The organism is Arthrobacter sp. MMS24-T111, assembly GCF_054888995.1.
Window position 1 is genome coordinate 2198936 of sequence record NZ_JBTZRO010000001.1, and the last position, 25096, is coordinate 2224031.

The 25096-nt window shown below is 67.0% G+C and carries 17 protein-coding genes, 1 tRNA gene and 5 pseudogenes; 17 read left to right on the top strand and 6 right to left on the bottom strand.

What is annotated here, in order from left to right:
- Positions 1-6 precede the first annotated feature (6 nt).
- Positions 7-1553 (top strand): annotated as a pseudogene (locus ACX5I6_RS10330) (CYTH and CHAD domain-containing protein).
- Positions 1554-1560: 7 nt separating this feature from the next.
- On the opposite strand, the pseudogene ACX5I6_RS10335 reads toward ACX5I6_RS10330, so the two are convergent.
- Positions 1561-2998 (bottom strand): annotated as a pseudogene (locus ACX5I6_RS10335) (PucR family transcriptional regulator).
- A gap of 264 nt (positions 2999-3262) precedes the next feature.
- Between ACX5I6_RS10335 and ACX5I6_RS10340 the strand changes: the two are divergent.
- Positions 3263-4596: pseudogene (locus ACX5I6_RS10340) on the top strand (aldehyde dehydrogenase family protein).
- 74 nt (positions 4597-4670) lie between these two features.
- Positions 4671-6041 (top strand): 4-aminobutyrate--2-oxoglutarate transaminase, encoded by a 1371-nt coding sequence (gene gabT, locus ACX5I6_RS10345; protein ID WP_461840432.1) that lies wholly within the window; start codon positions 4671-4673, stop codon positions 6039-6041.
- 78 nt (positions 6042-6119) lie between these two features.
- Here gabT and rarD read toward each other — a convergent pair whose 3' ends face one another.
- Complete coding sequence (gene rarD / locus ACX5I6_RS10350) at positions 6120-7130, bottom strand: EamA family transporter RarD (protein ID WP_461840433.1); 1011 nt, start codon at positions 7128-7130, stop codon at positions 6120-6122.
- A gap of 119 nt (positions 7131-7249) precedes the next feature.
- On the opposite strand from rarD, the gene ACX5I6_RS10355 reads away from it, so the two are divergent.
- From ACX5I6_RS10355 to ACX5I6_RS10400, 10 genes and pseudogenes are all read left to right on the top strand, one after another.
- Positions 7250-8245, top strand: coding sequence for a DNA topoisomerase IB (locus ACX5I6_RS10355; RefSeq protein ID WP_461840434.1), 996 nt, complete (start codon positions 7250-7252; stop codon positions 8243-8245).
- Positions 8246-8284: 39 nt separating this feature from the next.
- Entirely contained in the window at positions 8285-9745 is a 1461-nt protein-coding gene (locus tag ACX5I6_RS10360; protein ID WP_461840435.1) for an FAD-dependent oxidoreductase, read from the top strand.
- Between the two features lie 57 nt (positions 9746-9802).
- Positions 9803-10408 (top strand): TetR/AcrR family transcriptional regulator, encoded by a 606-nt coding sequence (locus ACX5I6_RS10365; protein ID WP_461840436.1) that lies wholly within the window; start codon positions 9803-9805, stop codon positions 10406-10408.
- Positions 10408-11682 (top strand): glycosyltransferase, encoded by a 1275-nt coding sequence (locus tag ACX5I6_RS10370; RefSeq protein ID WP_461840437.1) that lies wholly within the window; start codon positions 10408-10410, stop codon positions 11680-11682. The genes ACX5I6_RS10365 and ACX5I6_RS10370 overlap by 1 nt, the downstream gene beginning before the upstream one ends.
- Before the next feature lie 81 nt (positions 11683-11763).
- Complete coding sequence (locus ACX5I6_RS10375; protein ID WP_461840438.1) at positions 11764-13107, top strand: sigma-54-dependent transcriptional regulator family protein; 1344 nt, start codon at positions 11764-11766, stop codon at positions 13105-13107.
- Between the two features lie 151 nt (positions 13108-13258).
- Positions 13259-14782, top strand: a complete 1524-nt coding sequence (gene exaC, locus ACX5I6_RS10380) for an acetaldehyde dehydrogenase ExaC (protein ID WP_461840439.1) — start codon at positions 13259-13261, stop codon at positions 14780-14782.
- 41 nt (positions 14783-14823) lie between these two features.
- Positions 14824-15845 (top strand): annotated as a pseudogene (gene adhP / locus ACX5I6_RS10385) (alcohol dehydrogenase AdhP).
- Positions 15845-16252 carry a DUF779 domain-containing protein gene (locus ACX5I6_RS10390; RefSeq protein ID WP_461840440.1) on the top strand — a complete coding sequence of 136 codons (408 nt, stop codon included), beginning with the start codon at positions 15845-15847 and terminating at the stop codon, positions 16250-16252. Before adhP ends, ACX5I6_RS10390 begins: the two are co-directional and overlap by 1 nt.
- A gap of 173 nt (positions 16253-16425) precedes the next feature.
- On the top strand, positions 16426-17985 hold the full coding sequence (locus tag ACX5I6_RS10395) for an amino acid permease (protein ID WP_285319221.1): 1560 nt from the start codon (positions 16426-16428) through the stop codon (positions 17983-17985).
- A gap of 76 nt (positions 17986-18061) precedes the next feature.
- Complete coding sequence (locus tag ACX5I6_RS10400; RefSeq protein WP_461840441.1) at positions 18062-18703, top strand: TetR/AcrR family transcriptional regulator; 642 nt, start codon at positions 18062-18064, stop codon at positions 18701-18703.
- Here the strand turns inward: ACX5I6_RS10400 and ACX5I6_RS10405 are convergent.
- From ACX5I6_RS10405 to ACX5I6_RS10415, 3 genes and pseudogenes are all read right to left on the bottom strand, one after another.
- On the bottom strand, positions 18688-19323 hold the full coding sequence (locus tag ACX5I6_RS10405; protein ID WP_461840442.1) for a DUF2461 domain-containing protein: 636 nt from the start codon (positions 19321-19323) through the stop codon (positions 18688-18690). The two genes, ACX5I6_RS10400 and ACX5I6_RS10405, sit on opposite strands and share 16 nt — an antisense overlap.
- 141 nt (positions 19324-19464) lie before the next feature.
- A pseudogene (locus ACX5I6_RS10410) lies at positions 19465-20960 on the bottom strand (catalase).
- Positions 20961-20967: 7 nt separating this feature from the next.
- Positions 20968-21453 carry a Fur family transcriptional regulator gene (locus tag ACX5I6_RS10415; protein WP_018760544.1) on the bottom strand — a complete coding sequence of 162 codons (486 nt, stop codon included), beginning with the start codon at positions 21451-21453 and terminating at the stop codon, positions 20968-20970.
- Between the two features lie 106 nt (positions 21454-21559).
- On the opposite strand from ACX5I6_RS10415, the gene ACX5I6_RS10420 reads away from it, so the two are divergent.
- Entirely contained in the window at positions 21560-22831 is a 1272-nt protein-coding gene (locus tag ACX5I6_RS10420) for an MFS transporter (protein ID WP_461840443.1), read from the top strand.
- 28 nt (positions 22832-22859) lie between these two features.
- Positions 22860-23726 (top strand): zinc metalloprotease HtpX, encoded by an 867-nt coding sequence (htpX, locus tag ACX5I6_RS10425; protein ID WP_461840444.1) that lies wholly within the window; start codon positions 22860-22862, stop codon positions 23724-23726.
- A 50-nt stretch (positions 23727-23776) separates the two neighbouring features.
- Here htpX and ACX5I6_RS10430 read toward each other — a convergent pair whose 3' ends face one another.
- The gene (locus tag ACX5I6_RS10430) at positions 23777-24268 is read right to left on the bottom strand and encodes a YajQ family cyclic di-GMP-binding protein (RefSeq protein WP_461840445.1); all 492 of its coding nucleotides are present in this window, start codon (positions 24266-24268) and stop codon (positions 23777-23779) included.
- A 184-nt stretch (positions 24269-24452) separates the two neighbouring features.
- On the opposite strand from ACX5I6_RS10430, the gene ACX5I6_RS10435 reads away from it, so the two are divergent.
- Both ACX5I6_RS10435 and ACX5I6_RS10440 read left to right on the top strand, forming a co-directional pair.
- Positions 24453-24707 (top strand): hypothetical protein, encoded by a 255-nt coding sequence (locus ACX5I6_RS10435; protein ID WP_285248574.1) that lies wholly within the window; start codon positions 24453-24455, stop codon positions 24705-24707.
- Between the two features lie 170 nt (positions 24708-24877).
- Positions 24878-24959 (top strand) — tRNA-Tyr (locus tag ACX5I6_RS10440).
- The last annotated feature ends 137 nt before the right edge of the window (positions 24960-25096 follow it).

Sequence of the window (25096 nt, forward strand, 5' to 3'; positions counted from 1 at the left end):
GCCGTGGTGCCGGCGCTGGAACAGGCCGCCGGGGTGGCCCGGACCGGGAAACCCCACACCGACCTCCTCGAAGCGGTGTACTTCGACACCCCTGCCCACGACCTGGCGGCCCGCCGGATCACCCTGCGGCGCCGCACCGGCGGCGCCGACGCGGGGTGGCACCTGAAGCTCCCGCCCACCGCTGCCGCCGCCACCGCTGACGGTCCCGCGCCGCGGACGGAGCTGCACGCACCCCTTGGCCGTCCCGACGCCGTGCCGGACAGCCTCCTGGCCCACCTTCACGCCTACCTGCGGGGATCCGTTCCGGTGCCCGTGGTCCGGCTGGAAACCCGGCGCACCACCTACCCCCTGTACGGCGACGACGGCGTGCACCTCGCCGACCTCGCCGACGACCACGTCACCGCCGAGCGGCTGGCCGCCCGGGACAAGGGCACCAGCGCGCAGGGGGAGTGGCGCGAGTGGGAGGTGGAACTGGTCCACGGCGGGGCCGCCCTCTTCGGACCGGTGGAAGAACTCCTGACCGCCGCCGGTGCCCGCCCCGCCGCGCACGCCTCGAAGCTGGCGCGTGCCCTGGGCACAGGCAAGGCAGCCGAGAAACGCTCCAACGGCGCCGTCCCCGACGACGGTGCGCCCGGCGGTAACGCCGGAAGCAGTCCCGCCCTGCTGGCCGGCAAGCGCGCCCCGGCAGCCGCCGTCGTCACCGTCTTTGTGGCATCGCAGATCGACGAGATCCTCGCCATCGACGCCGCCGTCCGGCTCGAGGAACCGGAAGCGGTGCACACCATGCGCTCCTCGGCCCGCCGCATCCGGTCGGTCCTGGCAGCGTACGGCAAGCTGTACCGGGCATCACCGGTGCGCCGGCTCCGGGACGAGCTGAAATGGCTGGGCCGGCTGCTCGGCGAACCGCGCGACGCCGAAGTCCTGCGCGCGCAGCTCCGCAGCCAGCTGGCCGACCTTCCGCCGGGGAAGGCCTCGCCGCCGCCACGGCAGCGGTTGACCACCGGACGAGTGAAAATTTCGACGCCGCCTACCGCCTCCTGCAGGAAGCGCTCGGCTCGGCCCGCTACTTCCGGCTCCTGGACAACCTCGAGGATTTCCGCGACAACCCGCCGGTGCGCGCCGCCGCCGTCACCTCCGGCCGCAAGGCGGCGGCGAAAGCCGTGGACAAGGGTGCCAGGAAGTTGAAGCGCTCGCACAAGGCGGCCACCCGCGCCCGCCGCGGCACGGACCAGGAACTTGCCCTGCACCGCGTACGCAAGGATGCCAAGCGGCTGCGCTACGTGGCGGAATCAGCCGCCCTGGTCCGCGGCAAGCGCGCCGCCAAAGTCGCCAAAGCCGCCCGCCGGCAGCAAAAGATCCTCGGCAGCTTCCAGGACGCCGTGGTGGCCAGGGAACTGCTGACGGCCCTCGCCGGGGACGGCAGCGACCCGGCCGCCGCGGCCGTCTACACCGAGCTGCTCAGCCAGCAGGATGCGATCATGCTCGCCGCACACGCCAAATACCGGAAGGCCCGGAAGAAATCCCGCGACCTCTTCCGCCGCGGCATCATCTAGAGGCGGGTTATTTGCCCTGCCGGGCCGACAACCGCGCCACGGCCAGGGCCAGCCACAACTGCACCCGGTCCGCGGTGACCGAGGGATCGTAGCCGGTCAGCTCGGTGATCTGGGCCAGCCGGTACCGCACGGTGTTGCGGTGCAGGGTGAGCTCTTCCGCCACAGCGGCCACCGAGCCGTTGTTGTTCAAGTAGCTCTCCAGCGTGGACATCAGCTCCGAGCCGTGCGCGGCATCGAAGGCCCGCAGCGGGTTCAGGGACTCATGCGCCATGTCCGCCAGCGGCACGTCCTCACTGGCCAGCAGCAGCGAGGTCAGGCTCAGCCGCTCGGGCTCATTGACCGGCAGGCCGTGGCTTGCGGCGTCCCGCGCCTCGAAGTAGCTCCAGCGCAGGCCGTTGGGCTTGGTGTATGCCCCGCCGATGCCGATCGTGGCGTGGATTCCGGCCTCCGCCAGGTGGTCGCTCAGCCCGCGGGCCAGCGCCGGTGCCGCTCCGCCGTCGTCATTGACCACCAGCACCAGATCCTTGCCCACGACGGCGGCAACGGCCTTCTGGAGCTTCCTGCGGCACCGAGGTGCTGCCCAGTGCCTTGCCGTGGGCGGCGGACACCGCCAGCAGCACCACGTTCTTGCGGGTGCTGTTCACGCCCACGCCTGCCAGGCGGCGCTGCGCCTCGCTGGTCTCCAGCGCGCCATGGATCACGTCCTCCAACACCTGGCCGCAGAGCGCCCGCTGGGCCTGGCGCTGCTTGACCATGTTGTTCAGCTCTACGCTGATCAGGTTCTGCGCGTACCCGATGATGCCCGTGTCCTCGAAGGGTTGGCGGACCCACAGCGTGCAGGCATCCCGCCGGCCGGTGGGGACGGGGTAGCTGGACCAGGTATCCGCGGACGGGCTGGACGTGCTGCTGTTGTACAGCTGCGCGGCGAACTGGGTCAGGGCAATGTCTGTGCGCAGCATGCCGCCCAAATTCTTCAACAACTCGGCCAGGCCGCCGCCGGTCAAAAGTGCCCTGGCCAGCACCTGGTGGCCGGCGATGAGCCGCTCAAGCTTGGCGTAATGGTCCGCCGACTGGGCGTCCGCCACCAGCTTGGTAATGGCGATGAACGGAGTCTCGTAGGGAACTTCCACCACAGGGAGGCCCCAGCGGTTCGCCTCCGCCAGCAGGGCCGGCGGCACTGCCTCGTGCGTCAGGCCCACCCCGAATCCGATGCCCACCGCGCCGGCCCGCTGCACCTGGCGGACAAAGCGGCGCTGTTCGGGGGCCGAGCGCAGCCGCAGGCCGGTGGTGAGGACCAGCTCTCCACCGTTGAGGAACCGCTGGGGATCCTCAAGCTCGGTGACGGCCACCCAGTTGATGTCCTGGTTCCAGGTGGTCTCCGCCACGCCCGCCTTGGACAGCTTCAGCGACGTCACGCCCACCAGGGCAGCAAGGGAAATGGCCATGAAGCAAGGATAAACGTGAGCTGGGCAACCGCACTAAACCTGTTCCGTAAGGGTGTGCAGGTGGCTATTCACCGCGGTGGGGCCCTGGCATAGGCTCAATGCAGTTCCATCCATCCGTCCCGGCCTCCGCCCGGGCGCTGATGGCTCCTACGAAAGAGGTTGCACACCGTGGTCCAAACCTTGCAGAACTTCATCAACGGCGCGTTCGTCACGCCGGCCGGCACCGCCCTGCTGGACGTGGTCAACCCCGCCAACGGCGAGGTGGTGGCACAAGCCCCCGTTTCCGTGCAGGCCGATGTCGACGCCGCCATGGCCGCCGCGAAGGAAGCATTCCGGACCTGGAAGCACGTCACCCCTGGCCAGCGCCAGCTGATGCTGCTGAAGCTCGCCGACGCCATCGAGGCCAACAGTGACGAACTCGTTGAGGCCCAGCACCGCAACACCGGCCAGGTCCGCTCCCTCATCGCCTCCGAGGAAATCGCCGCCGGCGCAGACCAGCTCCGCTTCTTCGCCGGTGCCGCCCGCATCCTGGAAGGCAAGTCCGCCGGTGAGTACTTCGAGGGCCACACCTCCTACGTCCGCCGCGAACCCATCGGCGTGGTGGCCCAGGTTGCGCCCTGGAACTACCCGTTCCTGATGGCCATCTGGAAGATCGGCCCCGCCCTGGCGGCCGGCAACACCGTGGTGCTCAAGCCTTCTGACACCACGCCGGAGTCCACCCTGGTGCTGGCCCGCCTCGCCGGAGAGATCTTCCCGGCCGGCGTCCTCAACGTTGTCCTGGGCACCGGCGAAACCGGGGCCATGATGGTGGAGCACAAGGTCCCCGGCCTGGTGTCCATCACCGGCTCCGTGCGCGCCGGCATTGCCGTCGCCTCCGGTGCCGCCAAGGGCCTCAAGCGCGCGCACCTGGAGTTGGGCGGGAAGGCTCCGGCGATCGTGTTCAAGGACGCGGACATCAAGAAGAGCGCCGCGGCCATCGCCGAGTTCGCGTTCTTCAACGCCGGCCAGGACTGCACCGCCATCACCAGGGTCCTGGTGGAGGAGTCAGTGCACGACGACGTCGTGGCAGCCATGGTGGAGCACACCAAGACCCTGCACACCGGCTCGCAGAACGACGAAGACAACTACTTCGGGCCGCTGAACAACATCAACCACTTCAAGGCAGTGACCTCGGTGGTGGAGAACCTGCCCGCCAACTGCCGGATCGAAACCGGCGGCCACCGTGCGGGGAGAAGGGTTTCTTCTTCGAACCCACCATCATCACCGGCGCCAAGCAGACCGACGACGTGGTGCAGAAGGAAACCTTCGGCCCGGTCATCACCGTGCAGAAATTCAGCACCGAAGCCGAAGCCGTGGAACTGGCCAACGACGTCGAGTACGCCCTGGCCTCCAGCGTCTGGACCACCAACCACGGCACCGCCATGCGGCTGAGCCGGGACCTGGACTTCGGCGCCGTCTGGATCAACACCCACATCCTGCTCACCGCCGAAATGCCGCACGGCGGCTTCAAGCAGTCCGGCTACGGCAAGGACCTCTCCATGTACGGCGTGGAGGACTACACCCGCATCAAGCACGTCATGTCCGCCCTCGACGCCTGACCAGTTTCCGCGGGTTGAGCTCGCCGAAAACCGCGGTTTCGGCACGCTCAACCACCAGCACAGAAAGAACCCCAATGACCACCACCGCATCAGACATCACCTACCGGCTCGAGCAGAAGCGCAACGTCCAGGCCGACTTCCCGGGCCCCAAGTCCGTGGCACTGACCGAACGCCGCAAGTCCGTGGTGGCTGCCGGCGTCGCCTCCAGCGTCCCGGTCTACGTTGCAGACGCCGACGGCGGCATCATCCACGACGTCGACGGCAACTCCTTCATCGACCTCGGCTCGGGCATCGCCGTGACCAGCGTGGGCGCCTCCGATCCCGCCGTCGTCGGTGCCGTCAAGGAAGCGGTGGAGCACTTCACCCACACCTGCTTCATGGTCACCCCGTACGAGGGCTACGTCGCCGTCGCCGAGCAGCTGAACCGCCTCACCCCGGGTGACTACGAAAAGCGCACCGTCCTCTTCAACTCCGGCGCCGAGGCCGTGGAGAACGCCGTCAAGGTGGCCCGCCTGGCAACCGGGCGGGACGCCGTCGTCGCCTTCGACCACGCCTACCACGGCCGCACCAACCTGACCATGGCGCTGACCGCCAAGGCCATGCCGTACAAGACCAACTTCGGACCCTTCGCGCCCGAGGTTTACCGGATGCCCATGAGCTACCCGTACCGCGAGGAGAACCCCTCCATCACCGGTGCCGAGGCCGCCAAGCGCGCCATCACCATGATCGAGAAGCAGATCGGCGGGGACCAGGTTGCCGCGATCATCATCGAACCCATCCAGGGCGAGGGCGGCTTCATCGTCCCGGCCGAGGGCTTCCTGCCCGCGCTGGCCGCCTGGGCCAAGGACAAGGGCATCGTCTTCATCGCCGACGAAGTCCAGTCCGGCTTCTGCCGCACCGGAGAATGGTTCGCCGTCAACCACGAGGGCGTCGTCCCGGACATCATCACCATGGCCAAGGGCATCGCCGGCGGCATGCCGCTGTCCGCCATCACCGGCCGAGCAGACCTGCTCGACGCCGTCCACCCCGGCGGCCTGGGCGGCACCTACGGCGGCAACCCCGTGGCGTGCGCCGCTGCCCTGGCATCCATCGGGTCCATGGAGGAATACGACCTCAACGGCCGTGCCCGCCACATCGAGGAACTCGCACTGGGCCGCCTCCGCGACCTGCAGTCCGAACTGGCTGCTGCCGGTGCCGCCGTCATCGGTGACGTCCGTGGCCGAGGTGCCATGCTCGCCGTCGAACTCGTCCAGGCCGGTTCCAAGGAACCCAACCCGGAGCTGACCAAGGCCGTTGCCGCCGCCTGCCTGAAGGAAGGCGTCATTATCCTCACCTGTGGAACCTACGGCAACGTCATCCGCCTGCTGCCCCCGCTGGTCATCACCGAGGAGCTGCTCAACGACGGGCTGGATGTCCTGGCCGCGGCGATCAAGGCCAACGCCTAACCGGAACGACTCCCTCCGGCAACGCAAAGAAGGTGGGCTCCCATGGGGAGCCCACCTTCTTTGTGCCTGGGTAGCCTTTCAGGCGGCGGCGCGGAGCGCGGCCCTGCGGACCAGCGAGTTCCGGCGTGCCGTCCGCAGCATGTCCACCGTGAGCAGCAGCAGCGCCAGCCACACCACTCCAAAGCCGATCCAGCGCTCCACGGTCATGGCCTCCCGGAACACCAGCAGCGCCACCAGGAACTGCAGCACCGGCGCGAAGTACTGCAGCAACCCGATGGTGGTCATGGGCAGCCGCCGGGCGGAGGCGCCGAAGAAGAGCAGCGGAACCGCGGTGATGACGCCGGAGGCCAGCAACAGCCAGAAGTGGCCGGCACCCTCCGTGGTCAGGGTGGCGGTGCCCCCGGCGGCCAGGACAACCATCGCCACGGCGGCCAGCGGGGCCAGGACCATGGTTTCCACGCTAAGGCTGGTAATGGCGTCCACCCTGGAGCCCACCCGGTTCTTGACGAACCCGTACAGTCCGAAGCTGAACGCCAGTGTCAGGGCGATCCAGGGAAGTTTCCCGTAGGAGTAGGTCAGCACGCCCACGGCGATGAAGCCGACGCCGACGGCGGCCCACTGGAGCGGCCGGAGGCGTTCCTTCAGCACGAACACGCCCAGCAAAACGGAAACGAGCGGGTTGATGAAGTAGCCCAGCGAGGTTTCCACAGCTTGCCCGGTGGTCACGCCGTAGGTGTAGGTCAACCAGTTGATCGCGATCAGAAACGCCGCCAGCGCGAGCGGACCGAACACCCGCCGGTCCTTCACCGCGGCCGCGAGCACGCTCCAGGTCCGGGTCACCGTGATCAGGAGGACGCAGAACAACAGCGACCACACCACGCGGTTGGCCACGATTTCGACGGCGCCCGCAGGCATGAGGATGAAGAAGTACAGGGGGAGCAGGCCCCACAAAACGTACGCGCCGATGCCGAAGAGCATGCCCGCCGTCGTGTCTTTCGCAACGGGCTTGGGGCCCGTGGTGGCCGCGGGCTCCTGCCCGGGGGCCGGGGACGTGGTGAGTGGGGCGGCGTGGGACGTTCGTTCTGGCATGGGCACGATGTCCATAACAGCAGTCCCGGGGCAGGTATTCCAGCCGGAACACGGGCAAACCGCAAAACAATCAGTAGGCTTTCTTTTATGAGATCCGCTTACCGGCCATCCGGCGCCCGATGAGACTCCGGCGCAGCAACGCCTCCGGCCGCGGCTACCGCAGGGTGGCCGCAGGAACAGGCTTCAGTTACCGGGACCTTGACGGTTCCACCCTGCCGCCCGGACCCGTGCGGGACCGGCTCGAAAGTATCGGCATTCCCCCGGCATGGACCGACGTCTGGATCGCCCCGTTTGAGAACGGCCACATCCAGGCCACAGGCCTGGACGCAGTGGGGCGGCGCCAGTACATCTACCACCCTGAGTGGCGCGAGCGGAAGGACCGGGTCAAGTTCGACCGGTCCCTGCAGCTGGCCGAATCGCTGCCTACGGCCCGCCGCAAGGTCACCATCGATCTGCGAAGCGAGGGCTTCAGCCGGGAACGCGTCCTGGCGGCAGCCTTCCGGATGCTTGACAGCGGATCCCTGCGGGTCGGCTCCGAGCGCTACACGAATGAGAACGGCAGCCGCGGCCTGGCCACGCTGCTCTGTGCCCACGTCCGGGTGCGCAAAGACAGGATCCTGCTGAGCTTCCCGGCCAAAAGCGGCAAGGACTGGGAATCGGAAATCCGCGATTTCGACCTCGCCGACCTTTTGCGCCTGCTTAAGCGGCGCGGATCCAACGCGCGGCTCCTCGCCTACAAGGAGGGCCGCACCTGGCGGCCCGTTACCAGCGCGGACATCAACGCCTACGTCAAGGAGCGGACCGGGTCCGATTTCACGGCCAAGGACTTCCGGACCCTGCGGGGAACGGCTGCCGCAGCGGCCAGCCTGGCGCGGACCGGCGCTCTGCGCACGGCCGCCAAGCGGAAGCGTGCCATCAGCAGGGCCATGGCCGAGGCCGCGGAGACCTTGGGAAACACCCCCTCGATCGCCCGCAAGAGCTACGTGGACCCCCGGGTGGTGGACCACTACCACGACGGCGAAACCATCGATCCGAAGCGGCTGGACTCCGCCGAAGCCGAACTCCGGGCACTCCTGTACCGGGAAGGCCAGGTGGTGCCCCTGGCCGCCAACTAGAATGGGGCCTTGTGCGTTGCACCATGCAGCGCATGAATCATGAGCAGGACCAGTTCAGAAGGGCTCCCGGTGACCAATCACAGCGAATCCGCCGTCAACCGTCCGCTCCGCGTCGCCATCATCGGCGCGGGACCGGCAGGAGTCTATGCTGCGGACATCCTCACCAAGTCCAGCGGCGTCAAGGACGGCGACTTCCAGGTCAGCATCGACCTCTTTGAGGCGTACCCGGCGCCCTACGGGCTGATCCGGTACGGCGTGGCCCCGGACCATCCCCGGATCAAAGGCATCGTCAACGCCCTGCACAAGGTCCTGGACCGCGGCGATATCCGGTTCCTGGGCAACGTGACCTACGGACGCGACCTGACCCTGCACGACTTCCGCGCTTTCTACGACGCCGTGATCTTTTCCACCGGTGCGGTCAAGGACGCGGACCTGGACATCCCGGGCATCAACCTCCAGGGTTCCTTCGGCGGAGCGGACTTCGTCTCCTGGTACGACGGGCACCCGGACGTTCCGCGCGAGTGGCCCCTCGACGCGAAGCAGATCGCGGTCATCGGCAACGGCAATGTGGCCCTGGACGTGGCCCGCATGCTGGTCAAGCACCCGGAAGAACTGCTCAGCACCGAAATCCCGGACAACGTCTACCAGGGCCTGAAGTCATCTCCCGTTACCGACGTCCACGTCTTCGGCCGCCGCGGGCCGGCCCAGGTCAAGTTCACCCCGTTGGAGTTGCGCGAGCTCAGCCACATGGACGACGTCGACATTGTGCTCTACCCGGAGGATTTCGAATTCGACGACGCCTCGGACGAGGCCATCCGCAGCAACAACCAGATCAAGACCATGGTGAACACCCTCACCAACTGGCTCGTGGAAGAGCACGCCGAAGCCGAGAACCCGTCCTCCCGCCGGCTGCACCTGCACTTCCTGCACAGCCCCATTGAAGTGCTCGACGACGGCACGGGCAAGGTGGGCGGCATCAAGTTCGAGCGAATGCAGCTGGACGGGACCGGAAACGCCAAGGGCACGGGGGAATACGTTGAATACCCCGTCCAAGCTGTCTACCGCGCCATCGGCTACCACGGCTCGGCGCTCGACGAACTGGAATATGACGCCAAACGCGGCGTTATCCCGAACGAGGGCGGCCGCGTCCTGGACGCCGATGGCAAGCCCGTCCCCGGAATCTACGCCACCGGCTGGATCAAGCGCGGCCCCGTCGGCCTGATCGGGCACACCAAGGGCGATGCCCTGGAGACCATCGGGTTCCTGCTGGAGGACCGGCTGAACCTGCCGGCGGCCCGCAACCCGGATCCGCAGGCCATCATCGACCTCCTGGAGGAGCGCGGCATCGAGTACACCACGTGGGAGGGCTGGAACAAGCTCGACGCCCACGAGGCCGGCCTCGGCGCTGCCTGGACAGGCCCCGAAGGGCTGGACCATGTGGTGCGCGAACGCATCAAGGTGGTCCCGCGCGAGGAAATGATCCGCATCTCCCGCGGCTGACGCTTTCCGCCGGCGCACCCCTGTGCAGCGCCGGATATTCGAGTTAACATCATTAACATGAAAGTCGGCGGGGCAAAGACCCGTGCCTATGACTCGCGGAAACGCGCCTCGGCTGCGGTGCAAACGGGCCACCGCATCCTGCAGGCCACCGAGGACCTGTTCATGGCGGGACCGCTCGCCGACGTCACGTTGAACGCCGTGGCGGAGCGGGCGGGCGTCACGGTCCAGACCATCATCCGCCGGTTCGGCGGCCGGGACGGCCTGATCCGCGCCACGGCAGAGTCAGCCGCCGCGCGCGTCTCGGCCCAGCGAAATGCAGTTCCCCCCGGTGACGTCCATGCCGCCGTGGAAAACCTGCTCGACCACTACGAAACCACCGCCGCGCTCGCCCTGAAACTCCTCGCCGAGGAACACTCGTCCGCGGACCTGGCCCCTATCACGGGGGCGGCCCGCCAACTCCACCGGCAATGGTGCGGACGGGTATTTGCGCCATTCCTGGAAGCCATGGCGGGTACACCGGACCATGACCGCCGGCTGGCCCAGTTCGTCGCCCTCTGCGACGTCTACACCTGGAAACTGCTGCGCCTCGATGCCGGGCTCAGCCGTGACCAGGTGGCACACTCCCTGTTCGAAATGCTGGAACCCTTCACCCGGAGGCCCTGATGTCCACCGTCCTTGCCTACACCTCGCCCGCCATCGGCCACCTCTTCCCCATGGTTCCCCTGCTCGGGGAACTCAAAGCCCGGGGCCACGACGTGCACGTGCGCACCCTTCGCGGGCAGGTTCCCATGATTACGGCGTTAGGGTTCCACGCCGGGTCCGTGGACGGGAGGATCCTTGCGATCGAGGCCACGGACTACAGGGCCGGAAACCCCAAGGCTGCCTTGGCTTCCAGCGTTGAGACGTTCACCAGCCGCGCCCGTTTCGATGCGCCGGACCTGCAGCGGGCCATCGCCGACGTCAGCCCGGACCTGCTGCTCATCGACATCAACGCCTGGGGAGCACGGATCCAAGCCGAGTCATCGGGCCTTCCCTGGGCCACGTTCAGCCCCTACACCCCGCCGCTGCAATCGAAGGGAACGCCGCCCTTTGGTCCCGGGCTTGCCCCTATGAACGGCCCGTGGGGGAGGGCCCGCGATGCCGTGGCTCGCCGCCTGGTCATTGGCGCGGTGGAAAAGCTGATGCTGCCGCGGATCAATTCACTTCGGGCCGAACTTTCCGGAGGCAGGCTTCCCCCGGTGACCGGCGCCGACTCTATGTTCCGCACCGCGCCTCTGATGCTCGTGGCGACCTCCGAGCCGTTCGAGTATCCCCACCCGGACTGGGGTGCCGACGTGCGCATGATTGGCGCACTCGCATGGGAGCCGCCGGCCGAACCTCCCGCCTGGCTTGGAGAGGCCACCCACCCCGTCATCCTGGTGACCACGTCCTCCGAGTACCAGGCGGACGAAGCCATTGTGCGGACCGCGCTGGCGGGACTTGCTGGCGAGCCCTTCACCGTCGTCGCCACCCTGCCTGCAGCCCAGGCCGGTTCGGCCGGTGCCGCCAAGGCCGCCGGCATGGACCGGTTCGGGCCCCTGCCGGCCAATGCGCGGCTGGAGCACTTCGTCCCGCACGGGACCGTGCTCGACCGGGCGGCGGTTGCCATCACCCACGGCGGAATGGGGGCAACGCAGAAGGCACTGTCCAAGGGAGTACCGGTGGTGGTGGTCCCGTTCGGCCGCGACCAGCACGAGGTGGCGGCCCGGGTGGTGGCCGCCGACGCCGGGGTGCGGCTGGGGCGGAAGAACCTCACCCCCGAGCGGCTCCGGGCAGCCGTTTACCGGGCCCTGGGGAAGGCGCCGGGCGCGCGGCAGGTCGCCGCCGGCTATGCCGCCGCCGGGGGAGCCGCGGCGGGCGCGGATGCGTTGGAGGAACTGGTCCGGGTGCGCCGATGACACGGGGGTGTTGTTTGGCTATGCTGGCTGGGCCACCCTCCAGCGCTGCTTCGCCGGACAAGACCCCGGAACGGGAGTTCGATGACGAACCTGATCCAGCCTGAACCGCGCCAGCGTGCCGCGCTGGCCGGACACGAGCGCCTGGACCATGCGTTCGCTGACGCCACCCCGGAAATACCCGGCCTGCGCGCCCTGATCCGCGAATCCTGGCTGCGGTCCGCCCGCTTCAAAGCGAACCCGGACAACGCCGCCGCGCCCCTGGCGTTCGACTGGGATGAGCTGGAGGACTACCGCCGCCGGCACCCCCTAGCCGCGATCATGCCGGTCATCAACAAGCTGCTGGTGCAGCCGAGCCACGACAGCGGGCTCCTGGTGGCCGTCGGGGACGAAGTGGGCAGGCTCCTTTGGGTGGACGGCGACCCCGCGCTCCAGCGCCGGGCCGAAGGCATGATGTTCGTCCCCGGCGCCAACTGGTCCGAAGCAAGCGTGGGCACCAGCGCACCCGGAACGGCACTCGCCCTGGGCCGGGGAATCCAGATCTCCGGCGCAGAGCACTACCAGCGCGCAGTCCACCCCTGGAGCTGCACCGCCGTTCCGTTCCACGACCCCGACTCGGGAGCTGTCCTCGGCGTCGTGGACATCACCGGGACGGCTACCGCGGTGGCGCCGCACACCTTCTCGCTGGTGGAAGCAACGGTTGCGGCCGCGCAGGCGCAGCTGCGCGTGGAGCGCCTGCAGCACGCGGCGGAAGTGGCACGGAAACCCGTACGACGCCGGAGCCCGGCCGCGGCGGCCGGGCAGGGCCGCAGTGCCACGGAAGGCAGCCTCTACCGGAACAGCTTGCAGCTGCTGGGCCGAGACCAGGCGCTGCTCAGCCTCGGGGGAAAGACGGTTGCCTTGTCCGCCCGGCACAGTGAAATCCTTGCCCTGCTGGGGATGAATCCGGATGGGCTTACCGCCGAGGAACTCAGTTCTTTGCTGTACCCGGGGGAGGGCTCTACCATGACGCTCCGGGCCGAGATGGTGCGCCTGCGCAAAGTGATCCAGCAGCTCAGCCCCGAGGCCGTCCCCGGCTCGCGTCCCTACCGGCTCCCGGTGGACATCGTGGCCGATACCGGCCAGGTCCTCAGTTGCCTGCAGCGCGGAGCCCACCGGATAGCGCTGGAGATCTACCGGGGAGCGGTGCTGCCCCGCTCGGAGGCGCCTGGCATCGTCGAGCTGCGGAGCAGGGTGTCGTCCCTGCTCCGTGAGGCGGTCCTGACGGACGGCAGCGCCGAGTCCCTGCTCAAGTTTGCCGCGCTTCCCGAGGCAACTGACGACGTCGGCATCCGCCGTGCCGCGCTCCGCCTCCTGCCGCCGCGCTCACCCAAGCGGGCCGCCGTCGTCGCTGATCTTGAGCGGCTGGAAGCCGAACTGCGCGCCTGAAACCCGGCCTGCCCAGTGGCTGAGCTTCCCGGAACCGGGTTCCGGCAAGCGCACCCACCGTTGCAACCTGGCTGCAACCTCCCGGCTCCTACGCTGTAGGCAACGGCGGGCCCGAGCGGGCCGGCCTCCTGCACAGCAAAGGAGCTAAGCAATGACCGTTTACGCGCAGCCAGGAACCGACGGTTCGAAGGTCACCTTCAAGGACCGGTACGAGAACTGGATTGGTGGCGAATGGGTGGCCCCGGTGAAGGGCCAGTACTTCGAAAACATCACCCCGGTCACGGGCAAGGCCTTCTGCGAGGTGGCCCGCGGCACCGCCGAAGACATCGAACTGGCGCTGGACGCCGCCCACAAGATCGCGCCGTCCTGGGGCAAGACCTCCGTGGCCGAGCGCGCCGCGATCCTGAACAAGATTGCCGACCGGATCGATGAGAACACCGAGATGCTCGCCGTCGCCGAATCCTGGGACAACGGCAAGCCGATCCGCGAGACCCTCAACGCCGACATTCCGCTGGCCGCGGACCACTTCCGCTACTTTGCCTCCGCCGTCCGCGCCCAGGAGGGCCGGCTGTCCCAGCTCGACGATGACACCACCGCGTACCACTACCACGAGCCGCTCGGCGTCGTCGGCCAGATCATTCCCTGGAACTTCCCGATCCTGATGGCCGTCTGGAAGCTCGCCCCGGCGCTCGCCGCCGGCAACGCTGTGGTGCTCAAGCCCGCCGAGCAGACGCCGTCCTCGATCCTGGTGCTGATGGAACTCATCAGCGACATCCTGCCCGCCGGTGTGGTCAACGTGGTCAACGGCTTCGGAGTCGAGGCGGGCAAGCCGCTGGCCTCCAGCCCCCGGATCCGCAAGATCGCCTTTACCGGCGAGACCACCACGGGCCGCCTGATCAGCCAGTACGCCAGCCAGAACCTGATCCCGGTCACCCTGGAGCTCGGCGGCAAGAGCCCCAACATCTTCTTCAACGACGTCGCCGAGTCCAACGATGCCTTCTACGACAAGGCCCAGGAGGGCTTCGCCCTTTTCGCCTTCAACCAAGGCGAAGTCTGCACCTGCCCGTCCCGCGCCCTGGTCCAGGACGGCATCTACGACTCCTTCATGGCAGACGCCATCGCCCGGGTGCAGAAGATCATCCAGGGCAACCCGCTGGACACCGAGACGCAGCTCGGCGCCCAGGCCTCCAACGACCAGCTGGAGAAGATCCTCTCCTACATCGACATCGGCAAGCAGGAGGGCGCCAAGCTGCTCACAGGCGGCGCCCGGGCCGAACTGTCCGGCGACCTGGCCGGCGGCTACTACGTGCAGCCCACCGTTTTCGAGGGCCACAACAAGATGCGGATCTTCCAGGAGGAGATCTTCGGCCCGGTGGTGTCCGTGACCCGCTTCAGTGACTACAGCGACGCCATGGGGATCGCCAACGACACCCTCTACGGCCTCGGCGCCGGCGTCTGGTCCCGCAACGGCAATGTTGCCTACCGTGCCGGCCGCGAGATCCAGGCCGGGCGCGTGTGGGTCAACAACTACCACGCCTACCCGGCCGGTGCCGCGTTCGGCGGGTACAAGTCCTCCGGCATCGGCCGTGAGAACCACTCGATGATGCTGGACCACTACCAGCAGACCAAGAACCTCCTGGTCAGCTACGACGAGAACAAGCTGGGCTTCTTCTAAACCACCGCTACCTCCACTACAACGACGCAAGGATTTCGCCAATGACGACGAGAATGCAAGCAGCAGTAGTAACCGAATTCGGCACCGACCTGTCCGTCCAGGACATCGACGTTCCGGTGCCCGGGCCGGGACAGGCGCTGATCAAGGTGCTCACCACCGGCGTCTGCCACACCGACCTCCACGCCGCGGAGGGCGACTGGCCGGTGAAGCCCACACCGCCGTTCGTTCCCGGCCACGAAGGGGTCGGCGAGGTGGTGGGCCTGGGCGAGGGCGTCACCGATCTTGCCCTCGGCGACCTCGTGGGCAACGCCTGGCTTTGGTCCGCCTGCGGCGACTGCCAGTACTGCCGCACAGGCTGGGAAACACTGTGCGAGTCGCAGCAGAACGGCGGCTACAGCGTGGACGGCTCTTTCGGGGAGTACATGCTCGTGGACTCGCGCTTCGCGGCCCGCATACCGGCGGGATCCGACCCCGTCGAGGTGGCGCCGGTGCTCTGCGCCGGCGTCACCGTCTACAAAGGCCTGAAGATGACCGAGGCAACGCCGGGCCAGTGGGTCACCATCTCCGGCATCGGTGGCCTGGGCCATATCGCCGTCCAATACGCAGTGGCCATGGGCCTGCGCGTCGCCGCGGTGGATATCGCCGACGACAAACTTGCCCTGGCAAGGACCCACGGCGCCGAAGTGACAGTCAACGCCTTGCATGAGGACCCGGCGGAAGTGATCCAACGTGAAACGGGAGGCTGCCATGGCGTCCTGGTTACTGCGGTGCACCCGTCAGCGTTCGGGCAGGCGATCGGCATGGCCCGCCGTGGTGGCACCATCGTGTTCAACGGGCTGCCGCCGGGGGACTTTCCGGCGCCGATTTTCGACATTGTGCTCAAGGGGCTGACGGTTCGCGGCTCGATCGTGGGCACCCGGCAGGACCTGGCGGAAGCCTTGGATTTCTACGCCCGGGGAAGATCCACCCCACGGTCTCCGTGCGGGAGCTTTCCGAGGTCAACGCGGTGTTCGACGAGATGAAGCACGCCAAGATCGACGGCCGCGTGGTGCTGAAGTTCTGATGTACGTTCATGGGCTTGAGGCCGCCGTGACGCTGCCCGGGGAGGACTTCTCCCGGGTGGCGCTCACGCCCGCGGCCGTGGACCTCCTGCGGATGCTCTGGGAGCGGCACGGTCCGCTCATGTTCCACCAGTCCGGCGGCTGCTGTGACGGGTCCTCGCCGATGTGCTACCCGGCAGGGGATTTCATCACCGGGGATTCAGACGTCCTGCTGGGGCTGTTCGACCTGTCGGACGGAGTGCAGCCCCTGCCCCTGGAGTTCTGGATGTCCCGGGAACAGTTCAATTACTGGAGCCACACGCATCTGACTGTCGACGTTGTTCCGGGCCGGGGAAGCGGCTTTTCCGTGGAAGCGCCCGAGGGCAAACGCTTCCTGATCCGCTCAACCCTGATGGACTGGCCCGTCTAGGAAGTTCGGCCAACATGCTCCGGGGCTCTCCATCAGGAGGGCCCCGGATGCATTCGCGGAATATAGTTCGGGCTTTTGGCCGTCTCACTATTCGGGACAATTGGGACCGTCCAGTGGATGGACACTATCGTTGATAGGTCTGTTTCCATCACATACCAGGATTGTGACCCCCAATGAATCTTCTGCGGACAAAATCCATCGAGCAATCGATCGCTGACGCCGATGAACCCGGACGCAAGCTCAAGCGCTCCCTCAGCACCTGGGACCTCATGATCATGGGCGTCGCCGTTGCAGTGGGCGCCGGCATCTTTTCCGTTGGCGCCAAGGCTGCCGCGAACTTCGCCGGCCCCGCCGTCACGCTGTCCTTCGCCATCGCCGCCGTCACCTGCGCGCTGGCCATCATGTGCTACGCCGAGTTCGCCACCGCCATCCCCGTGGCCGGTTCAGCCTATGTCTTCACGTATGCCACCATGGGCGAACTCCTCGCCTGGATCATCGGCTGGAACCTGATCCTGGAGTTGTTCACCGCCGCCGCCGTGATTGCCAAATACTGGGGCATCTACCTCAGCAAGGTTTTCGCGCTCACCGGGGCCGATATTCCGCCCGCCATCTCGCTGGGTGGCGTGGACCTCTACTGGGGCGCCTTCCTGATCGTGGCCATCTTCACGGTGCTGCTGGTCCTGGGCACCAAGCTTTCCGCCCGGGTTGGCAACATTTTCACCCTGATCAAGATCGGCGTGGTGCTCTTCGTGATCGTGGTGGGCTTCACCTACGTCAAGGTCGAAAACTACACGCCGTTCATTCCCGCGGCGGAGCCCACCGCCGGCACCGGCGGCGCGGATGTGCTGAAGCAGTCCTTCTTCGGTTTCCTGACCGGTGCCGCCCCGGCCCAGTACGGCACCCTGGGCATCTTTGCCGGCGCCGCCCTGGTGTTCTTCGCCTTCATCGGGTTCGACGTGGTCGCCACGTCGGCCGAAGAAGTGAAGAACCCGCAAAAGACCCTTCCCCGTGGCATCTTCGGCGGCTTGGCCCTGGTCACGCTGCTGTACATCCTGGTGTCACTGGCGCTGACCGGCATGGTGTCCTACACCCAGCTGGCCGAGGCCAAGAGCCCCACCCTCACCACCGCCTTCGAAGCGGTCGGTGACACGTCAGCCGCCAAGGTCATCGCCTTCGGGTCCCTTGTGGGCCTGACCACCGTGATCATGGTGCTCCTCATGGGCTTGTCCCGCGTGGTGCTCGCCATGAGCCGCGACGGCCTGTTGCCCCGGGCCCTGTCCAAAACCAGCGAGAAGCGTTCGACGCCGGCGCGCCTCCAGATCATCTGCGGCGCCGCGGTAGCCCTTGTTGCGGGCCTTACCAACGTGGACCTGCTGGAGGAAATGATCAACATCGGTACGCTCTCCGCGTTCGTGGTGGTGAGCCTGGGAATCCTGGTGCTCCGCAAGAAGCGCCCGGACCTGAAGCCGGCCTTCCGTGTCCCGTTCGGCAAGGTGCTGCCGGTTGTCTCTGCCGTCCTTTGCTTGTACCTCATGACCAACCTCGCCGTGGAGACCTGGATCTTCTTTGCCTTCTGGCTGGTCATTGGCCTGGCCATCTACTTCGCCTACGGCCAGCGCCATTCGCGGCTCAACGAGCGCTTCGCTGAAGCCAACGCGTCCGTCAACAGCCGTCCTGCCACCGCAGACGCGCCGGATGCGTCGGATGACGAGGACGAGCTGTCCCGGACCTGAGGTCCCTTCCCTCAATAACTGCCCGCCCGGCCCCAGCCGGGCGGGCAGTGGCGTTTCCGGCTCCTAGGATGGAGGTATGGCACGTCCCTCCCGTTCAGAACGCAAAACTGAACTGCTCGCTGCCATCCTTGACTACCTGATGGACAAGACCCTGGCCGAGCTGAGCTTCCGGAGCCTGGCCGAGGGCTTGGGGATGAGTTCCTACACGCTGGTGTACCACTTCGGCAGCCGGGAACAATTGATCAACGACATCGTGGTGTCCATCGAGTCGCGCCTGGACCGGATGCGCAACACCGATGTCCGCGATATTGACCGGGACGAGTGGCGGGCATTCCTGCTGGACTCGTGGCAGTGGACCATGGCCCAGCGGAACCGGCACCTGACCCGGCTCGAATTCGAGGCCACAGCGCAGGACATTGTGGCTGCGACGCCCCGGGGCACCGCGCAGGAGCACTTCCGCCTGCTGCACCACAAGACCCGCGACTGGCTGATGGTCCAGGGCATTCCCGAAGAATACGCGGACACCGATGCACGGCTCTTCACGTCCACCTTCTACGGCCTGCAGTTCGATTTCGTGGTGATGAACCAGCCCGATGCCGCCACCAAGGCCTTCGAACTCATGCTGGCCGTGTTCTTCAACAACCTCGAGACGCGCCTCGAAGCCGCAGCACAGCACCCCGCAGGACCACAGGCCGGAGGGCGTCAGGGGGCTGCGTAGCGGCCCACCCACTCCACCAGCGGACGGAGTTTCCGCCACCGTTCCGCGATCTCCGCCTTGGCGTCCGGTGTGGAAACCCACTCCGGCTGGCCGACCTCGACGCCTGCGGACAGCGATTTGTGCTTGAGCAGCTCGGCGCGGGGGTGGTCTTTGGCGAAACCCCGCGGGACGGTCTTCAGTTTCTCGCCCTCGATGGCAAAACCTGCCCCGGCCACGGCATCCACGATGTCCTGCAGGGCGGACCCGCTGGCGGAAGCATCGGCGGCCGACCGGAAACGGGCCAGCTGGGCAGGGGTGTGGGAATGGTAGCCGCCGCCGATCAACAGTCCGTCGGCATTGATCTGGAGGTAGAAACCGACGCCTTCCTGCCGTGCTGCGAATGCTCCCTGGGCTGTCTTGTACGGCGATTTGTCCAGCGAAAAGCGGATGTCCCGGTTGGGGCGGAACAGCTTGGCGGGGCCAAACTCGGGCTCCAGCTCGGCGAGCAGGGCGGTGAGCGGCCGCTTCACCGCCTCCTCATATGTCGCCTTGTGTTCCTGCCACCAGTCGCGGTTGTTGTTCTCTTCCAGCTGCGCGTAGAAGCCAAAGGCCTCCGGGGGAATGCCTGCGAAAGTACTCATGTAGGGAGCCTAGGGCTGCCTGCCGCAACCGGCCAGATCCCGGAAGCCGTATGTGCAAAAACAACAGCCGGACAGCAGAACACCCCGTTCCCGGCAGCCCGGGAACGGGGTGTTCTGTGGCCCGCGGGCCTGAAGGCGGTGCTAGCCCACCTTGTTGGCGGACTCTGCCTGGGAGGTCGGAGCCGAGGGTGCGTCGGCTGCGCCGAGGTTGGCGCGCAGCTTGGCGCCCAGTTCGGCGTCGACGTTGGTCCAGTACTGGATGGCCCGTTCCTTGATGTCGGCGCTCTTGACGCCGCCCACTGCACCGGAGATCGTCTCCAGGAACCGGGCCTTGGCGGCCTCGTCGTAGACCTCGCGGTACAGCGCGCCGGCCTGGACGAAGTCGCTGTCCTCCGCGTGGAGGGAGTGCGCGGCGAGGGTCAGTTCGCCGTCGTTCTCCCAGCCGCCGGCCGGGTTCTGCGGCTCAACCGCAGCCGGGCCGCCCACGGAGTTCGGTGCATAGACCGGAACCGACGGAGCGTTGAACAGGTAGCGTCCTGCGCCGTCCTGGCTGTAGTTGTTGACCTGGTTCTTGGGCTGGTTCACCGGGATCTGGGCGTGGTTGGTGCCCACGCGGTAGCGGTGCGCATCGGCGTAGGAGAAGATGCGGGCCTGCAGCATCTTGTCCGGCGAGGCGGCAATGCCGGGGACGAAGTTCGACGGCGCAAACGTGGCCTGCTCGATCTGCGCGAAGTAGTTCTCCGGGTTGCGGTTCAGCTCCATGGTGCCAACCTTGATCAGCGGGTAGTCGCTGTGCGGCCACACCTTGGTCAGGTCGAACGGGTTGAAGCGGTAGGTCTTGGCGTCCTCGTACGGCATCACCTGGACGTGCAGGTCCCAGGAGGGGAAGTTGCCGGCGGCGATGTTCTCGGACAGGTCGCGGATGTAGAAGTCCGCGTCGGAACCGGCCAGCTGCTCAGCCTGCTCGCTGGTCATGGAGTTCACGCCCTGGTTGGACTTGAAGTGGTACTTGACCCAGAAGCGCTCGCCTGCGGCGTTGATCCACTGGTAGGTGTGCGAGCCGTAGCCCTGCATCTCGCGCCAGGAGGCGGGCAGGCCGCGGTCGCCCATGAGCCAGGTGACCTGGTGTGCGGACTCGGGGACAGGGTCCAGAAGTCCCACTGCATGTCGGCGTCACGCAGGTGCGTGCCCGGGAGGCGCTTCTGCGAGTGGATGAAGTCCGGGAACTTGATGCCGTCCCGGATGAAGAAGACGGGGGTGTTGTTGCCCACGAGGTCGTAGTTGCCCTCGGTGGTGTAGAACTTCACGGCAAAACCGCGGGGATCGCGCCAGGTGTCCGGGGAACCGTTCTCGCCGGCGACGGAAGAGAAGCGGATCAGCATCTCGGTCTCGGCGCCCGGCTGCAGGAACGCGGCCTTGGTGTACTTGGAGATGTCCTCGGTGGCCTTGAACGTGCCGAATGCGCCGCCGCCCTTGGCGTGCACTACGCGCTCCGGAACCCGTTCGCGGTTGAACTGGGCAAGCTTTTCGACGAGGTAGTGGTCGGTCAGGATGATGGCACCGTCGGCACCAACTGACTTCGAGTGAGCGTCGGACGTTACCGGCGCACCTGACTGGGTTGTGGAAACGGCAGTCATTGTTCTCCTATTTCTCTTTTTCTTGCGAGGGACTATGGGGAGGAAGTTGCTGGGCCCGCTGGCAGTCCTGGCAGATGCCCTGGTACATGACATCGGCGATCTGGATGGTCATGGGCTTGGCGTCAGGGTTCCAGTGGGGCGTGAGGCACGGGGCATGGCCGACGGCGCAGTCCACGTCCTCCACCCGTCCGCAGCTGATGCAGATGGCGTGGTGGTGGTTGTCGCCCACGCGCGTCTCGTACAGGGCGGGGGAGTGCGGCGGCTCGAAGCGGCGCAGCATGTGCAGGTCCGTCAGGTCGCCCAGGACCACGTAGACCGACTGGGCCGTCAGCTCGGGCAGTTCGGCCCGGGCGGCGGCCAGGATGCTTTCGGCAGGTGAATGCGGGTGGCGTTCGACGGCGGCCAGCACGGCGAGCCGCTGCTTGGTCACCCTGCGGCCGTGGGCGCGCAGGGCCGCAGCCCACGCGTCTTGGCCGTCAAAGTGCTCCGTCATGGCTCCATTCAAACACTTATTTTGAATTTATCGCAATAAGGCGCGGCTAACCTCCTGCCAATTCCTGGTGAACGGCCGAGCTTCCAGGTGACATTAGGGTTGCAGGGTGGGGAAACTGCTTGCTGACATGACGCCGCTCAAGGAGAGCCCCGCATTCCGCCGGCTCTGGCTCGGCTCGGCGGTATCCGCCGTCGGCAGCCAACTCACCCTGGTGGCCGTGAGCCTCGAGGTGTACCGGCTCACCCAGGACAGCTTCTACGTGGGCCTGCTGGGCGTTTTTGCGCTGGTTCCGCTGGTGGTGGGCGGCCTCATGGGCGGCTCCATCGCGGACGCCCACGACCGCCGGCGCATCGCCCTGCTGGCCACTTCGGTGCTCTGGCTGACCACCGGCATGATTGCCCTGCAGGCCTGGGTGCAACTGGGAAACGTGTGGGTGCTGTACCTGGTGGTGGCACTGCAGAGCGGGGCGCAGGCCATCAACCAGCCGGCCCGCAGCGCCATCATCCCCATGCTCATCCGCAAGGAACTCCTGCCTGCCGCCAACGCCCTGAGCATGCTCTCACTGGGCCTTGCCATGACTGCCGGGCCCCTGCTGGCCGGCCTCCTCGTCGCGTGGCTGGGCTTCGGCTGGACGTACACCATCGATTTCGTGAGCTTCGCATTTGTCCTGTGGGCGGTGTACCGGCTGCCGCCCATGGCGCCCACCGGGGGCCGGCGCAAGGCGGGGATCCGCTCCGTGGTCGAGGGCTTCCGGTTCCTTGGCACCCGTCCCAACCTCCGCATGACGTTCGTCATCGACCTCATTGCCATGATCCTCGCCCAGCCGCGGGCTCTGCTGCCCGCCGTTGCCGCCGTGATGATCGGCGGCGGAGAGGCAACCGTTGGCATCCTGCTGGCGTGCACCGCCGTCGGCGCCTTCCTCGCCGGACTGTTCTCCGGGCCGCTGGGCAGCGTGCGCCGCCAGGGGACCGCCGTCGTGGTTTCCGTCATGGGCTGGGGCGCATCCATCGGGGCCTTCGGGCTGGTGGTTCTGTTGGCCGGCCGGGCGCCGGGCGCCGGCGCCACGCTCTGGTTGCTGCCGGCTGCCGTCTGCTGCGCCCTGGCCGGCATCGCGGACTCCATCAGCAGCGTCTTCCGCAACACCATCCTCCAGGCCGCCGCCCCGGACCACCTGCGCGGGCGGCTCCAAGGGGTCTTCATCGTGGTGGTGGCCGGCGGGCCGCGGATCGGCGACCTGCTGGCCGGAGGCGCGACTAGGATTTTGAATGAGGGCTGGGTCCTGCTGCTCGGCGGTGTGTTGTGCATCGCGGGCGCTTGGCTGGCGGCTCAGCTGCAGCCGGGATTCCGCCGGTATGACGCGCGGAACCCGGTACCCTAGCGGACCGTTCCCTTAGTGAGGAGGAAACGTGCACAATCATCACAACGGCTTGAAGACGGCGGCCCTGTTCGGCGTCCTGTGGGCGGTGCTGCTGGGCCTTGGCGGCCTGATCGGGGTGGGAACGCGGAGTTCGGCGCCCATCGTGATTATGGCGCTGATCGGCGTCGGCACCACGTTCTACGGCTACTGGAACAGCGACAAGATCGCCATCCGGTCCATGCAGGCTTTTCCGGTCACCGAAGCACAGGCTCCGCAGCTCTACCAGATTGTCCGGGAGCTCTCGGCCCGCGCCAACCAGCCCATGCCGCGCATCTACGTCTCGCCCACCATGAACCCCAACGCCTTCGCCACCGGACGCAACCCGCGCAACGCGGCCGTCTGCTGCACCGAAGGCATCCTTCAGCTCCTGGATGCCCGCGAGCTCCGGGGTGTGCTGGGGCACGAACTCATGCACGTGTACAACCGCGACATCCTCACCTCCTCGGTGGCTGCCGCCGTCGCAGGCGTCATCACCTCGGTGGGGCAGATGCTCCTGATCTTCGGCGGCGGAGACCGGCGGAACGCCAACCCGCTGGCAATGATCGCCATGGCACTGCTGGCGCCCTTCGCGGCGTCACTGATCCAAATGGCCATCTCCCGTACCCGGGAGTACGACGCCGACGAGGACGGTTCGCAGCTGACCGGCGATCCGCTGGCGCTTGCCTCAGCCCTGGCCAAGATTGAGCGCGGCGTCAGCATTGCTCCGCTGCCGCAGGACCAGCGCCTGGTCAACGCCTCGCACCTGATGATCGCCAACCCGTTCCGCGGGGGCGCCATGAACAAGCTGTTCGCCACCCACCCGCCCATGCGGGACCGGATCGCCCGGCTGGAGCGGATGGCCGGCCGTCAGCTGTAGCCGCTCCTCCCTGCGCGCACGTGCGCGCAGGGGACGACGGCGGCGGCCGCCTAGCTGCGGAAGTTGACGAACTGCAGGTCGGCTTCCTCGAAGTCCTTAAGGAGCGTCATGGTGGCCTGGAGGTCGTCACGGGACTTGGAGGAGACTCGCAGCTCATCGCCCTGGATCTGCGACTTGACCGACTTGGGGGCTTCGTCGCGGATCAGCTTGTTGATCTTCTTGGCGAGGTCCTGGGCGATGCCCTCCTTGATGGAGGCTTCCAGGCGGAATTCCTTGCCGGAGGCGTAGGGCTCGCCGGTGTCCAGCGACTTCAGCGAGATGCCGCGGCGGATCAGCTTGGACTGCAGCACGTCCAGGACGGCCAGCACACGCTCCTCCGAGTTGGCCTTCATAAGGATTTTCTCGCCGCTGAAGTCCACCTCCGCGCCGACGCCCTTGAAGTCGTAGCGCTGCGTGAGTTCCTTCTGGGCCTGGTTGAGGGCGTTGGCCACTTCCTGCTTGTCCACTTTGCTTACGACGTCGAACGTTGACTCGCCTGCCATGACTCTCCTTTTGCTGATGGGAGCCCTGCGCGTAACAGGGCCGGGATCACTGGCATCAAGCCTAATACGGATGCCCCCGCCCGGGGCGGCGATGAATTCACAGTTCCCTCTCAGCGGACGCACCGCGGGAACGAAGGCGCCCTGGCGAGAGTTGGAGCAGTTGTACAAGCTCGAAGGGAACACCATGCACCGCAAAGCCGCCCGTTACGTCACCCGGACCACCTCAGCAGCAGCCGGGGCGGTGGCAACGGCAGCAACCTCGGTGGCAGCGGCGGCGGTGGCGGCCTCGATCGTCTTCAGTCCGGTGGCGGACGCTTCCTCGCGGATGGACGGCGTGCGGGCCGACCTCCAGCGGGCGGTGCAGCTGAACCAGATCACCGCTGAGCAGGCGCTCAGCTTCGAAGCCAAGCTTGCCGGGCGCATCCTGGGTGAGGCCTGACCGGGGGCCGGTTTTTCCCGTCATTTCAGGGGATTGTGGGTGCTGCAGGGCCCGATTCGATTCTTCGCCGGAAGTTCTGTAAAGTTGTCTTGCCCGCGGTTACTGGAAGCGGAACGGACCGGAAACGGACGCTCCGAACACTGCATCGGCGGGTACTTCTTTTGAAGTTCGGCAGATTACCCGAGCGGCCAAAGGGGGCTGACTGTAAATCAGCTGGCAATGCCTACGGGGGTTCGAATCCCTCATCTGCCACCCTTGGAAAAGCCTCCGGAACCATCAGGTTCCGGAGGCTTTTTCGTGTCTCCCGGCAGGTCCGGAGGAAGCCAGGAAGCGGTGCCGGACCGTCGTCGACACCATCCGGCGAACCGTCATGGCCTTGTCCGCGGATC